The sequence below is a fragment of the Streptomyces sp. NPDC003943 genome, assembly GCF_053605265.1.
This window is the reverse complement of the sequence record NZ_JBSGIW010000142.1, coordinates 1-12,386: the sequence shown is the minus strand read 5'-3', so window position 1 is coordinate 12,386 and position 12,386 is coordinate 1. Positions and strand designations below refer to the sequence as shown.

At 74.0% G+C, this 12,386-nt stretch carries 12 protein-coding genes; 6 read left to right on the top strand and 6 right to left on the bottom strand.

Features of this window, described 5'->3' with window-relative positions; translation table 11 throughout:
• Positions 1–180: 180 nt before the first annotated feature.
• Positions 181–699 (bottom strand): hypothetical protein, encoded by a 519-nt coding sequence (locus tag ACWEV0_RS34310; protein ID WP_453153724.1) that lies wholly within the window; start codon positions 697–699, stop codon positions 181–183.
• 92 nt (positions 700–791) lie between these two features.
• Entirely contained in the window at positions 792–1,367 is a 576-nt protein-coding gene (locus ACWEV0_RS34305; protein WP_453153723.1) for a TetR/AcrR family transcriptional regulator, read from the bottom strand.
• Between the two features lie 129 nt (positions 1,368–1,496).
• Here ACWEV0_RS34305 and ACWEV0_RS34300 point away from each other — a divergent pair, with 129 nt between their 5' ends.
• Entirely contained in the window at positions 1,497–2,354 is an 858-nt protein-coding gene (locus ACWEV0_RS34300; RefSeq protein ID WP_453153722.1) for an SDR family NAD(P)-dependent oxidoreductase, read from the top strand.
• Between the two features lie 60 nt (positions 2,355–2,414).
• On the opposite strand, the gene ACWEV0_RS34295 is transcribed toward ACWEV0_RS34300, so the two are convergent.
• Positions 2,415–4,484: a SpoIIE family protein phosphatase gene (locus tag ACWEV0_RS34295; RefSeq protein WP_453153725.1), complete on the bottom strand. Its 2,070-nt coding sequence runs from the start codon at positions 4,482–4,484 to the stop codon at positions 2,415–2,417.
• Positions 4,485–4,675: 191 nt separating this feature from the next.
• Here ACWEV0_RS34295 and ACWEV0_RS34290 point away from each other — a divergent pair, with 191 nt between their 5' ends.
• Entirely contained in the window at positions 4,676–5,038 is a 363-nt protein-coding gene (locus ACWEV0_RS34290; RefSeq protein WP_453153721.1) for a DUF3040 domain-containing protein, read from the top strand.
• A 15-nt stretch (positions 5,039–5,053) separates the two neighbouring features.
• On the opposite strand, the gene ACWEV0_RS34285 is transcribed toward ACWEV0_RS34290, so the two are convergent.
• Positions 5,054–5,953, bottom strand: coding sequence for a universal stress protein (locus tag ACWEV0_RS34285; protein WP_453153720.1), 900 nt, complete (start codon positions 5,951–5,953; stop codon positions 5,054–5,056).
• 210 nt (positions 5,954–6,163) lie between these two features.
• Between ACWEV0_RS34285 and ACWEV0_RS34280 the strand changes: the two genes are divergently transcribed.
• The 4 genes from ACWEV0_RS34280 (at position 6,164) to ACWEV0_RS34265 (ending at position 9,557) form a co-directional block, all read left to right on the top strand.
• Positions 6,164–6,616, top strand: coding sequence for an iron chaperone (locus ACWEV0_RS34280; protein WP_453153719.1), 453 nt, complete (start codon positions 6,164–6,166; stop codon positions 6,614–6,616).
• 206 nt (positions 6,617–6,822) lie between these two features.
• Positions 6,823–7,467 carry a CBS domain-containing protein gene (locus ACWEV0_RS34275; RefSeq protein ID WP_453153718.1) on the top strand — a complete coding sequence of 215 codons (645 nt, stop codon included), beginning with the start codon at positions 6,823–6,825 and terminating at the stop codon, positions 7,465–7,467.
• A 101-nt stretch (positions 7,468–7,568) separates the two neighbouring features.
• Positions 7,569–8,279 (top strand): response regulator, encoded by a 711-nt coding sequence (locus tag ACWEV0_RS34270; RefSeq protein ID WP_453153717.1) that lies wholly within the window; start codon positions 7,569–7,571, stop codon positions 8,277–8,279.
• A 282-nt stretch (positions 8,280–8,561) separates the two neighbouring features.
• A complete protein-coding gene (locus ACWEV0_RS34265; protein WP_453153716.1) occupies positions 8,562–9,557 on the top strand; it encodes an Acg family FMN-binding oxidoreductase in 996 nt (331 codons plus the stop codon).
• A gap of 87 nt (positions 9,558–9,644) precedes the next feature.
• Here ACWEV0_RS34265 and ACWEV0_RS34260 read toward each other — a convergent pair whose 3' ends face one another.
• Positions 9,645–12,038, bottom strand: a complete 2,394-nt coding sequence (locus ACWEV0_RS34260) for a glycoside hydrolase family 65 protein (protein WP_453153715.1) — start codon at positions 12,036–12,038, stop codon at positions 9,645–9,647.
• Positions 12,035–12,386 (bottom strand): HAD family hydrolase (locus ACWEV0_RS34255; RefSeq protein ID WP_453153714.1); only part of this gene is annotated, 352 nt, incomplete at its 5' end. The genes ACWEV0_RS34255 and ACWEV0_RS34260, both read right to left, overlap by 4 nt.

Below are 12,386 nucleotides of genomic sequence, written 5' to 3'. Positions count from 1 at the left end.
CCCGGGCGCCGGGGCGGCGCCGCCCCCCCCCCCCCGCCGCCCCCCGGGAAGCCTCGCCCGGGTCCGGGCGGCGATCGTGGGTAAGCACCGGTCCAGCATGCCGCGTCCGGCTCCCGTCGAGGCCGCGCAGGCGCGGCGCGCGCCGCGGGGCGTGGTCCGGGGCCTGCCGCGGGGTGTCGCTCACCGGCCGCCCGTCGTACTCGGGTTCCGGCCGAGCAGCGCGTCCCGGCCCCGCCAGGCCATGATCCCGCTTCGCGCGAGGACCTCGGCGACGGCCATGAGCAGGATCGCCGGGGCCCAGGCCGTCGGGTCGAGGTGGTGGGCGGCCGAGAAGCGTCCGATCGCCTGACCGCCGCCGTTCGTGGCGAACAGCTGGAACGCCATCCGGAAGCCGCAGCCCACCACCCACAGGACGGCCGCCATGGCCGTGGCCCGGGCGAAGACCCGGCCGGCGTCGTCGCGGTAGACCCGGGTCAGCACCCCGGCGCCCGCGCCCAGCGCCAGGCCGATCAGTGTCGTGCCGATGATCAGCACGAGGTCGTTGCCCGAGGTCGGGATCGCGCGCAGGTACGTCGTCGCCGCCCAGGCGACGAGTCCCAGGGGCAGCAGCAGCGCCTTCACCGTCAGCCGTCGACCGCGCAGTTGCAGCAGCACCACGCCGACGAGGGCGATGTCGATCAACCAGTCCTTCGTACTCATACCGCCATGCTCGGCCGCGGCCCCGCTCCCCCACGTCAACCCTGGGGTCTGCCCCGGGTGGACATCGTCTCCACCCGTGCGTACGCCCCCGGTTACCGGTCCGTGCCGTGGCGGAGCCCGTCGAGGAGCAGGTCGAGGAGGCGGCCCGCCCGCTCGCGCTGGTCGGGAGCGCTGGTGACGAGTGCGACCCCGGCGAGGCTGAGGCCGACGTCGAAGGCGTCGACGTCGGCGCGCAGGAGGCCTGCTTCGGTGCCGGCGTGCAGCAGGGTGCCGATCGCCGTGCCGAGCCTGTCGAGGGTCTCGGAGAAGGGGTCGGCGCCGGAGGCGACCGCGGCCCGCAGCGCGTCCGCCATGCCGTGCTTGGCGGCCAGGTAGTCGATGAACCGGTCCATCCACAGGCGCAGCGCCCGGTCGGGCGGGTGGTCGGCGAGCAGTTCGGCGGCGCTGTCGCAGACCCGGGCCAGCTCATTGCGGTAGGCGGCCTCGACCAGCGCCTCGCGCGTCGGGAAGTGGCGGTACAGCGTGGCCGAGCCGACGCCCGCGGCCTTGGCGATCGTGTCGATCGGGACGTCCGCGCCCCTCTCGGAGAACGCGCGCACGGCCGCTTCGAGGATGCGCTCCCGGTTGCGGCGGGCATCGGCGCGCAGCGGGCTCGGCTGGGCGGTCAAGACTGCTCCCTTCGTCAGGTGATCAGTCTACTTGGACAAACGGGGAACTCTCCGGTTACGGTTCCAAGGAAACGGGGAGTTCCCCGGTTATCGTCGACGTCAGCCCACTCCTGACGGGAGAACCCCTTCATGACCAGCGAGAAGACCAGCGAGAAGACCGTCCTGATCACCGGCACGTCCTCCGGCATCGGCCTGGCCGCGGCGATCGGCGCCGCGCGGGCCGGCTGGACGACCGTGGCGACCATGCGCGACACGGGCAGGTCCGAGGCCCTGATGAAGGCCGCCGTCGAGAACGGGGTCGCCGACCGCATCCAGGTCAAGCGCCTGGACGTGGTCGACCCCGAGACCGTCACCGGCTGCCTGGACGAGGTCGTCGCGGAGCACGGCCGCCTCGACGCCCTGGTCAACAACGCCGGCGCCGCCCAGGTCGGCACCGTCGAGACGATGAGCCTCGACGAGGTCCGCGCGGCCATGGAGGTCAACTTCTTCGGCGTGGTCGCCACGACCCGCGCCGCGCTCCCCCACCTGCGGGCCGCCCGGGGACGGGTGATCACCGTCACCAGTGTCGGCGGCGTCGTCGGCCAGCCCTTCAACGAGGCGTACTGCGCGGCCAAGTTCGCCGTCGAGGGCTTCATGCAGTCCCTCGCGCCCGTCGCCGCCACCGTCGGCGTCGACGTGACCGTGGTCGAACCGGGCGCGGTGGCCAGCGAGTTCGTCGCCAACCTCGGCCTCGACGTGCCCGCCCTGCTCGCGGCCGCCGGGCCCTACGCCCCGGCGCTCCAGGCGTACATCACCCGGACCCAGCAGTCCTTCGGCAACGCCCAGACCCCGGCCGAGGCCGCCGCCCCGATCATCGACGCCCTGACCGCCGACCGCCCGCCCTTCCGCGTCCAGACCTCGCAGTGGGCCCGCGACTTCGTCGCCACCACGCTGGCCGACCTCGACGGCTCCGCCGTGCAGGGGCTCACCCGTACCTGGGTCGGCTGAACCGATCCCGGCTCCGGGACCGGCCGGCGCTCGGGCACGGGGGCGCCAGGCCCGTGGCGCTCAGCCCCCGGTGTTGATGCGGGCGACGAGGAGGGCGATGTCGTCGTCCGCCGCGGCCGGGACGAGGTGGGTGAGCAGGCGGTCGCAGAGGGCGGCCAGGGACGGGACGGGCTCGGCGAGCAGGTCGGTCAGTTCGCCGAGGCGCGCGTCGATGTCGCTGCTGCGGGCCTCCACGAGGCCGTCGGTGTACAGGACGAGGAGGCTGCCGAGGGGCAGGGTGACATCGGTGGTCGTGAAGCGCATGCCGCCGACGCCCAGCGGCAGGCCCGGCGGTACGTCGAGCAGGCGGACCGTGCCGTCGGGGAAGACGGCCGCCGGGGGCGGGTGGCCGGCCCGGGTGATGCGGCAGTGGCCGTCGGCCGGGTCGACCACGACGGACAGGAAGGTCGCGAGCATCGGTTCGGCGAGATCGTTCAGGGCTGCTTCCAGCTGGTACAGCATGTCCTCGGGGGCGAGATCGAGGCGGGCGAGGGCCCGGACGCTCGCGGAGAGCCGCCCCATCACCGCCGCGGCCGCGGTGCCGTGCCCCATCACGTCGCCGATGACGAGTGCGGCCCTGCCGTCGTCCAGGGCGATGACGTCGTACCAGTCGCCACCGACCTCGTTGACGTCGCTGGCGGGCAGGTAGCGGTGCGCCACTTCGATGCCCGCCGGCGGGGTGATGTGCTGCGGCAGCATGCTGCGCTGCAGTACGGCGGCGGTGTCGTGTTCGCGACGGTACAGACGCGCGTTGTCGACGCAGACCGCGGCGCGAGCCGCGAGTTCACCGGCGAGGGCGACCTCGTCCTCGGTGAAGGGGCCGACGGGTCGCGTCCGGTAGAAGGTGGCGAGGCCCAGCACCACGCCGCGGGCGAGCAGTGGCGTCATCATGAACGAGCGCACGCCCAGCCGGAGCAGCTCCGCGGGCACGGTGGAGTGGCCGGCCGCTGAGGCGATGGCCCGCTCGTCGAAGTCGGGGACGACGAACGGGCGGCGTGCGCCGAGCGCCCGGGTGTAGGGCGCGTTGGCGGGGAAGGAGAGCGTGCGCCCCAGGGGGGCGAGAACGGCCGTGACGGGCGATCCGGTCAGCGGCGACTTGGCCAGCCGGCGCAGTGTGGTGCCCCCGACCAGGCCGGCGCCGAGGTCGCCGCCGGTGGCCAGGGTCTCCAGGACGTCCACGGCGACCGCGTCCGCGAGGTCGGGTACGGCGACGTCGGCGAGCTCCTGCGCGGTGCGTTCCAGGTCCAGGCTGGTGCCGATCTTGAGCGTCGCCTCGTTGACCAGGGCGAGGTGGCGCCGGCCGGCCTCGGCTTCGAGCTGCGCCTGCTGCTCGGCGGTGATGTCGATCAGGGTGGCGGCCAGCCCGATCGGGCGGCCGTCGGCGTCCTCCAGGCGCACGTACGACCCCGACCACACGTGGTCGTGGTCCGGGTCGGCCGGGGTGCGGCCCGTACGGCGGGAGTCCAGGACCGCTCGGCCCTCGTCCAGGGCCCGGCGCATCGCGCTCTCCATGTCCGCGGCGTTGACGTCGGGCAGGATCTCGACGAGGCGGCGCCCGATGTGAGCGGCCTGCGGAAGTCCGTTCATCGCCTCGAGCGCCGGGTTGACGCGGAGGAACCGCAGCTCGGTGTCGAGGACGGCGATGCCGACCGGGGACCGGGAGAACAGTCCGTCCCACACCGCCGACGAGCCCCGGATCCGTCGTGCGGCCTCCGCCTCGGCGGCGAACACCAGCACCGTCGTGCCGCCCCGGTGCCGGGCGGGGACCGGGCACGCCCAGATCTCCAGCTCCAGCGGGCGCCCCTCTTTGTGCCAGGCGGTCACCATGCCCATGATCCCGCGCCCGGTGGCCGCGCCCTCCCACAGCGACCGGCCGAGGCCACGGTCGGCGCCGGGATGGAGCAGGTCGGCGATGTGCCGGCCGAGCACCTCGTGCGGGGTGTAGCCGAGCAGGTCCTCGGCCGCGTGGTCCCAGCGGACGATCGCCCCGTCCGCGCTGGTGGCCACGACGGCGACCGGCAGTGCCCCCAGCCACCCGCCCGCGTCCCGGGCGGCGCTGGTCGTCACTTCGTCGAAGGGCACCTGCTGCATCGCCACCGCGATTCCGGTACCTACGCACCCTGGACGGCTGTCGTCCTCCCCAGTATGGGCAGGTGTACCCCGGTTCGTCGCGTGGATGCCGCGTCCGCGCCCGAGTGTCCGGGCGCCCCGTGCGCGCGCACACTGAAACTGCGGACATCGTCAGGACCACCGTGTCCTCGTGTCAGGCAGAGGAGGCCGCCATGGGTCACTCCACCGACGACCGGCGTGCCCTTGCGGAGATCGAACGCCATCTCGTGCGGGACGATCCCGGACTCGACATGCGGATGGCGACGCTGAACCAGCAGTTCCCGCAGGATCCGGGGCCTCCTGGCAGCCGCGGTTCCAGCCCCGTGCACAGTCCGAGCCCCGGCCCCGACCCTGACCCCGGCCAGGGCCGCCCGCGGAGCAGCCGCCGGAAAGCGGTTCTGGTCGTCCTCGCGGTGATCGCGCTGCTCGGACTGCTCCTCACCGCGTTCCTGGGAGCTGCTTCCACGCCCTCGGACGGCGCGGACACCGGTCCCGCGGCTCTCGGAGTCTCCGCATCGGCCGCCCCGGTGACGTGAACGCGAGCGCGTCGTTCACGTCTCCTCGGCCCGCGTCACGTCGGCCCGCGTCACGAAGGACGGCGGGACGATCTCCACCGGGCAGTGGGCGTGGTGGATCAGACTGTGGGCGACACGTCCCAGGACCGGGCCGACGCCGAGTGCCCGGTGGCCGCGGCCCATCACGATGAGATCGGTGTGACCGCTCGCCTCGACGAGGATTCCGGGGGTGCTGGTGCCCGTCTCGACGCGGTGCCCGACGGTCAGCCGCGGGTAGACCTGGCGTACGCGGTCGGCGAGCGCCTCCACCTCGTGCTCGCGCTGCCGGGCGTTCCCGATCCGGGCGAGGACGTTCCAGACGCTCACGAGCCGCAGCTCGGCCTTGCGGGCGTCCGCCTCGGCGGCGGCGAGGAGCAGCCATCCGAGATCGTCGGCGCCGTGCACGGCCGCCGTCACCGAGCCCGTCTCGGCGCTCTCGCCGTCCGGGCGTACGACGATCACGGGCACCTCCGCGTGCCCGGCGACGCCCAGCCCCACGGAGCCGAGCATGAGGGCCGCGAAACCGCCGAGACCCCGGCTCCCCACCACGATGGTTCCCCGGTTGCCGCCGGCGGCCCTGAGCCCGGCGACCGGTTCCTGCCGGCTCAGTTCCCTCGTGACGTCGAGGTCCGGGAAGCGTTCCCGGACCGCTTCCGCCGTCTCGATCAGCAGGTCGCGCCCTGCTTCGCGCACGGCCTGGATCGCCTCGCCGTCGGCGTAGAAGAGGGCGCGGCGGTCGGTGTCGGCGGCGTGGACGAGGCGCAGCGGGCGGCCGCGGCGGTCCGCCTCGGCGGCGGCCCAGAGCACGGCCGTGCGCGCGGCCGGGGATCCGTCGACTCCCACGACGACGGTGCCGAGCTCCGGCCGGCCGGGCATCTCCGGGGTCTCACTGTTCATGGTTCCTCCTCCGGACGGACGGCCGACCCGGGTCCCGCGAACACGTTCCCGCCTACTGCACCATGGTCCACCTCTCGCGCCGGTCGCGCGCCGGACCCGTCGTGCCGCATTCCGTGGTCACGTCTCCGCCGGGTGGGTGAAGATGTGACCACGCCGGCCGGGCCGGGCCGGAGCCGCCGGCCGGCCGGGACGACGACCACGGGAGGCACCATGACCAGCAGCGAGAACAGCTCGTACGAGGGGTTCACCGCCGAGGAGCGGGCGGCGATGAAGGAGCACGCCAAGGAGACGAAGGCCGCGGCCCGCCGGGCGTCGGCCGCGGAGAAGGCGGCCCTGGCCGAGCAGGACGTGCTCGAGAAGATCGCCGAGATGCAGGACTCGGACCGGATCATGGCCGAGCGGGTCCATGCCGTCGTCACGGCCAACGCCCCGGTCCTCGCGCCCAGGCTCTGGTACGGGATGCCCGCCTACGCCTTGGACGGCAAGGTCGTGTGTTTCTTCCAGAGCGCGGAGAAGTTCAAGTCCCGCTATGCGACGCTCGGCTTCAGCGACCAGGCGAACCTGGACCAGGGCACCATGTGGGCGGCCGGATTCGCCCTGACGGAGGTGACCCCCGAGGTGGAGGAGCGGATCGCCGCTCTGGTGAAGCAGGCGGTGAGCTGAGGCGCCTGCGGCGGCGTGACCGCGGCCGGCGAGCAGCAGCGTACGGGCCTCCGCGTCACTGGAGTTGACACCGATTCATCGTCCGTGGACGCGAGAGGAGGGCCGAACAGCCCTCGTTCGCCGGTCCGACCGGCCCTCGCCCCGTCGCCCGGGTCCGCGTCCACACTGGAAGGGGAACCCGAGGACGCCGGCCTCAGGAGGACACGATGCCCGCCACGCCCCGCACCGTCAGTGACGTCATGACCCACACCGCGATCGCCGTCGGACGTGATGCCGGCTACCGCGAGATCGTCGCGCTCATGGACCAGTGGAAGGTGAGCGCGCTGCCGGTCCTGGAGGGCGAGGGCCGGGTGATCGGGGTGGTGTCGGAGGCGGATCTGCTGCCGAAGGAACAGTTCCGGGCCGAGGACCCGCTCTTCCCGGAGGAGCGTGCCGCCGCCCTCAAGGCGGGTGCGCTGCGGGCCGGGGAGCTCATGTCGACTCCGGCGGTCACGGTGCACCCGGACGCGACGCTCGCGGAGGCCGCGCGCATCATGGCCACCCGGCGGGTGAAGCGTCTGCCCGTGGTGAACGGGCTCGGCATGCTGGAGGGCGTGGTCAGCCGCGGGGACCTGCTGAAGGTGTTCCTCCGTCCCGACCCGGAGATCGAGGAGGAGATCCGGCGCGCGGTGCTCGACGAGTTCGCGTCTCCGGAGCGGATCGGGGTCACCGTCTCGGAGGGCGTCGCCACGCTCCACGGTGATCTGCGCGACCGGGCTCTGGTGCCGCTGCTCGCCCGGGCCGTGCGGGCCGTGGAGGGAGTGGTGGACGTCCGGCTGGCGCTCGGCGGCGGCGAGGACGGCGCCGCCTGATCCGGCCGCTCCCAGCGCGTGCGGGACCGGTCCGGCTGGGACACCCTTGGTTCATCGGGGCAGGGACGGGGTTGTCGCCCCGCCGACGACTGGGGTCCGGCATGACCGAAGTACCCGCGCCGCTCACCCGGGTCTTCCTCGTGGACGACCACGAGGTGGTACGCCGGGGTCTGCGCGACCTGATCGACGACGAGCCCGACATGGCGGTGGTCGGGGAGGCGTCTTCGGCCGAGCAGGCCCTGGCGCGCGGACCGGCGCTGCGGCCGGACGTCGCGGTGCTCGACGTACGCCTGCCGGACGGCGACGGCATCGCCGTGTGCCGGGAGCTGCGGTCCCGTATGCCGGATCTCGCCTGTCTCATGCTGACGTCGTTCGACGACGAGGACGCGCTGCTCGACGCGATCATGGCGGGGGCCGCCGGCTATGTGCTCAAGCAGATCAAGGGGGCCGATCTGGTCGCGGCGGTGCGCACGGTGGCCACCGGGGCGTCGATGCTGGACCCGGCCACCACCGCCCGGCTGATGCGCTCGCTGCGCGACCCGCAGGCCGGGAGGCAGCCGGAGGACGAGCGGCTCGCGGCGCTGACCGAGCGCGAGCGCGGGGTGCTCGACCTGATCGGCGAGGGGCTGACCAACGTGCAGATCGCCAAGCGTCTCTATCTGTCGGAGAAGACGGTCAAGAACCACATCTCCCGGCTCCTCGGCAAGCTGGGCGTCGAGCGCCGGGTGCAGGCCGCCGTGATCGCCGCCCAGGCACACGAGCACGAGCAGGCGCACGAGCAGCATCACTGGCACGGCGAGCCCGAGCCCTGACGCGGGGACCGCCCCGGCCCGCCGGCGCGGCGGCACGGCGCCCGGGGGGGTTCCGGAAGACGTGCTCGCTCACCCGGACGGCCCCGCCGGAACAGCGCACGTGCGGGTCCGCGCCCGCGCCCGGACGCGTCGGCACGCGGCCTGGGCCGCACGCGCCACCCGCGCCGTCCACACGGGCACCGTCCGGTCCCGGCCGAGGACCGTTCGGCCCTGTTGCGGCGGTGGCCGGCGCGCGGAGAGTGAGGGGGTGAGGGGATGCTCCCCCGGACAGGACGGACCGTCATGGCACTCCACCACCCCGACGCGGCGCTCGTCACCTCGCTCGTCGACGACGCGGTGACCGCCCCTTCGATGCACAACGCGCAGCCGTGGCGCTTCCTCCACCGGGTGGGCGGCGACACGGTCGAGGTGTACGGCGATCCCGCCCGCACGCTTCCCCGCGCCGACCCGCGCGATCGCGCCCTTCACATCGGGTGCGCCGCCGCCGTCTTCAATCTGCGGGTGGCGGCGGCCTGGCGGGGCTGGGCCGCGTCCGTGCGGTGTCTGCCGGATCCCGGCAATCCGATGTACCTCGCGGAGGTGACGCTCCGCAGGCCCCGCGACCCCGGGGCGGACGACGATCTCGCCCTGCTCCAGCCGGTGCTGCGGCGGCGCCACACGAGCCGCTTCCCCTACTCCGACGAACGCGTCCCGCAGGAGGTCGTCGACGGGCTGCGGTCGGCCGCGGTGCTCGAAGGGTGCCGACTGGTCACGCCGGGCCCCTGGCACACCGACACGGTGCTCGACCTCGTGCACGACGCCGAGCTCTTCGAGGCCATGGACTCGACGCTGCGCGGCGAACTCGCCGCCTGGGTCCACAAGGAAGCGGACGAGCCCGGCGCGGCGGTCGAGGGCATCCCGCCGTATGCCATCGGGCCGCGGCAGTATGGGATAAGCGCCCCCGTCCGGGACTTCGACACCTCGCGGAGCGTCCCGGACCGGGAGTCGGCGCGGTTCGAGGAACGGCCGCAGATCGTGCTGCTCGGCACCCAGGACGACGGGCCGGCCGACTGGCTGCGGGCCGGCCAGGGGATGCAGCGCGTGCTGCTCCAGGCCACCCTGGACGGGCTCGCCACCTCGATGATCTCGCAGCCGCTGGAGTGGCCCGAGCTGCGGGCGGTGGCGCGCGATCCGCTGTCGGCGCTGGGCTTCGTGCACATGATCATCCGCATCGGTTACGGCCCCCCGGGCCGCGCCACGCCCCGCAGGCCGGCGACGGACGTGCTGGACTTCGTCTGACGGCCTTGGTCCGGCGGGCGCCGGCCCGGTGTCCGCGGGGCCGCCGGTCCGGCTGCGCCGATCAGGCACGCACCGGCGGACAGCGGCTCACCGGCGGAACCACCGTTCCTCACCGGGCAGGATGGTGACGTGCCGCTCGCCCGGCAGGATCAGGGGCAGTGGTCCGGGGCCGGCGGTGGGGGCCGTGACCCCGATCCGCCCGGGCAGCAGGCGCAGCCTGATCCCGTGGTGACCGCGGTAGCGGAGCCGGAAGGAGAGGCGGGGGATCTCGCTCAGTGCGACGGGGTCGATCCGCAGCCCGTCCGCATCCGCCCCGACCCCGGTGATGCCGCGTTCCACCAGGTCGAGGGTGCCGGCCATGGCCCCCAGGTGGATGCCCTCCCCGGTCGTGCCACCCTGTACGTCGGTCACGTCGCCGCGCAGGGCCTCCTCGCAGTACCGCCAGGCGTCCGGGCCCTGTTCGCGGGCCCGTACCCAGCCGTGCACGAGGCTGCTCAGGGTGGAGCCGTGGCTGGTGCGGCGCAGGTAGTAGTCGACGGTGGCCCGCCAGATGAGGTCGTCCAGGGGGCAGCCGAGCCGGGTGAAGAGGGCGTGGAGCTCGGCGGGGCGGAAGACCTGGCCCAGCATCAGGGTGTCCGCCTGCTTCGACGCCTGGTAGCGGTTGACGCTGTCGTGCTCGGCCTCCAGGATGCGGTCGAGCCTGCGGATGTCGGAGTAGCGGGCGCGGTATGCGGCCCAGTCCAGCTCGGCGAGCCGGCCGTATCCCTCGAACTGGCTGATGACGCCCTGGTGGTACGGGACGTGGATGCGGCGTTCGATGTCCCGCCACCGGTCGAGTTCCGTGTCGTCGAGGTCGAGCCGCTCGCGCAGCTCCGCGGCGCGGCCGGCCGGCAGGAGGGTGAGCAGTTCGGTCCCCCGGGCGAGCACCCAGGCGGCGGTCACGTTGGTGTAGGCGTTGTCGTCGACGCCGGGTGCGGCCGCGTCGGGGTAGGCGTCGTGGTACTCGTCCGGTCCCATCACGCCGAGGATCCGGTACCGGTCGCGGTGCGGGTCGAAGGTGGTCGCGCTCGCCCAGAAGCGGGCGATCTCCAGGAGGGTCTCGGCGCCGGGCCCGTACAGGAATCCGGTGTCGCCGGTGGCGTTCGCGTACCGCCAGATGTTGAGGGCGATCGCCGAGCCGACGTGGCGCTGGAGGTGGGAGCGGTCCGGGAGCCAGCGGCCCGAGCGGGGGTTGAGGTGGAGCTCGGGTGTCTCCTCGCGGCCCGAACTCCCGCTCTGCCAGGGGTACATCGCTCCTCTTCTGCCCGCGCGCCGGGCCGCCTCGCGGGCGGCGGGCAGCCGTCGGTGTCGGTAGAGCAGCAGGGCGCGGGCCACCTCGGGGAAGTGCAGGGACAGGTACGGCAGGACGAAGAGTTCGTCCCAGAAGACGTGGCCCCGGTACGCCTCGCCGTGCAGTCCGCGCGCGGGCACGCCCGCGTCCAGTTCCGCGGTGTGCGGGGAGAGCGTCTGCAGCACGTGGAAGAGGTGCAGGCGCAGGATGCGGGCGGTCTCCCCGGGTACGTGGACCTCGGCCTGCTCCCACAGGCGCTGCCAGGCCGCTCGGTGGGACGCGAGCAGTGCGGGGAAGTCCGGGGCGCGGGCGACCTGTTCGCGGGCGGTCGCGACCGGATCGGTGGCGGGCCGGTCCAGCGAGGTGCGCAGGGCCACGGTCTTGGTCACGGTCACGGACCGGCCCCGTGCGATCGGCAGCCGGAATGCCTGGACGGTGCCGGCAGGGCTGGTGCGGGCGGTGTCCGCGGCGCCGGAGGGCAGGGTCGTGGTGCGCGCGGCCAGGCCGACGACGGTGCCCGAGGTCCTCGTACGGCAGGTGAGCCAGGCGGTGCCCGAGGCGTCGAAGCCCGTCTGGTGTCCCGTCAGATGGTGCCCGTCGAGCTCCCGGTAGCGGGCGACGCCGGCGTTGACGACGGCCCCGTCGAGGCGGGACTCCACCTCGACGTGGCCGGTCCAGCCGTAGGCGCGCAGCACGGTCCGCTGGGCCGCCAGGCACGGGATCGCCATGTGCACGATCCGGGTGTGGGTGACGCCGAGGCCGCGTCCCAGGGCGTCGCGGTAGAGCGTCTCACGGGTGAGCACACCGCGTCCGAGGTCGAGGCGGATCCGGTGGTGGCGCACACCGGGGGCGTCCGGCGTGAGCCATTCCCCGGGCAGTTCGCCGTCGGGGACGCAGCGGTAGCGCAGCCGGGTCCAGTCGGGCAGGTTGACGATGTCCTCGTTCTCGACGGTCCGCCCGGCGACGTGGGAGGTGAGCCGGTCGTAGACGCCGGCGGCGTACGTCCCCGGGTAGTGGACCTCGTCGGCGGCGGTCTCGGGGGCCGAGCCGCGGGTGGCGAAGCGGCCGTTGCCGAGGGTGCACAGGGCTTCGACCAGCCGTTCCCGCTTGGGGTCGTACCGGTCGTACTCCCACTGCCAGGTCGTGGTCACCCCGTACCCCCCAGGGCCGCGGGCAGGTCGGCGAGGTCGGGGACGACGAGGTCCGCGCCGTGCTCGTGGAGGGCGGCGGTCGCGGTTCCCGCCCGGTCCACGCCGACGACCAGGGCGAAGCCGCCGCGTGTGCCCGCCTCGACGCCGGCGAGCGCGTCCTCCACGACGGCGGCGGCGCCCGGTGCCGTGCCGAGCCGGTCCGCGGCCAGCAGGAAGAGCGCCGGATCGGGCTTCCCGGGCAGGCCGAGCCGGGCGGCGTCCGCGCCGTCGACGATCCTGGTCATCGGACTGATCGGCTGGGCCGGCACCTCCCGGATCGTGCGCGCCCAGACACTCACCCTGAAGAGC

What these genes read in the sequence shown, in the direction of transcription:
- ACWEV0_RS34310 (WP_453153724.1), bottom strand. Translation starts at nt 699, where the DNA reads ATGAGTACGAAGGACTGGTTGATCGACATCGCCCTCGTCGGCGTGGTG.
- ACWEV0_RS34300 (WP_453153722.1), top strand. Translation starts at nt 1,497, where the DNA reads ATGACCAGCGAGAAGACCAGCGAGAAGACCGTCCTGATCACCGGCACG.
- ACWEV0_RS34295 (WP_453153725.1), bottom strand. Translation starts at nt 4,484, where the DNA reads ATGCAGCAGGTGCCCTTCGACGAAGTGACGACCAGCGCCGCCCGGGAC.
- ACWEV0_RS34290 (WP_453153721.1), top strand. Translation starts at nt 4,676, where the DNA reads ATGGGTCACTCCACCGACGACCGGCGTGCCCTTGCGGAGATCGAACGC.
- ACWEV0_RS34285 (WP_453153720.1), bottom strand. Translation starts at nt 5,953, where the DNA reads ATGAACAGTGAGACCCCGGAGATGCCCGGCCGGCCGGAGCTCGGCACC.
- ACWEV0_RS34280 (WP_453153719.1), top strand. Translation starts at nt 6,164, where the DNA reads ATGACCAGCAGCGAGAACAGCTCGTACGAGGGGTTCACCGCCGAGGAG.
- ACWEV0_RS34275 (WP_453153718.1), top strand. Translation starts at nt 6,823, where the DNA reads ATGCCCGCCACGCCCCGCACCGTCAGTGACGTCATGACCCACACCGCG.
- ACWEV0_RS34270 (WP_453153717.1), top strand. Translation starts at nt 7,569, where the DNA reads ATGACCGAAGTACCCGCGCCGCTCACCCGGGTCTTCCTCGTGGACGAC.
- ACWEV0_RS34265 (WP_453153716.1), top strand. Translation starts at nt 8,562, where the DNA reads ATGGCACTCCACCACCCCGACGCGGCGCTCGTCACCTCGCTCGTCGAC.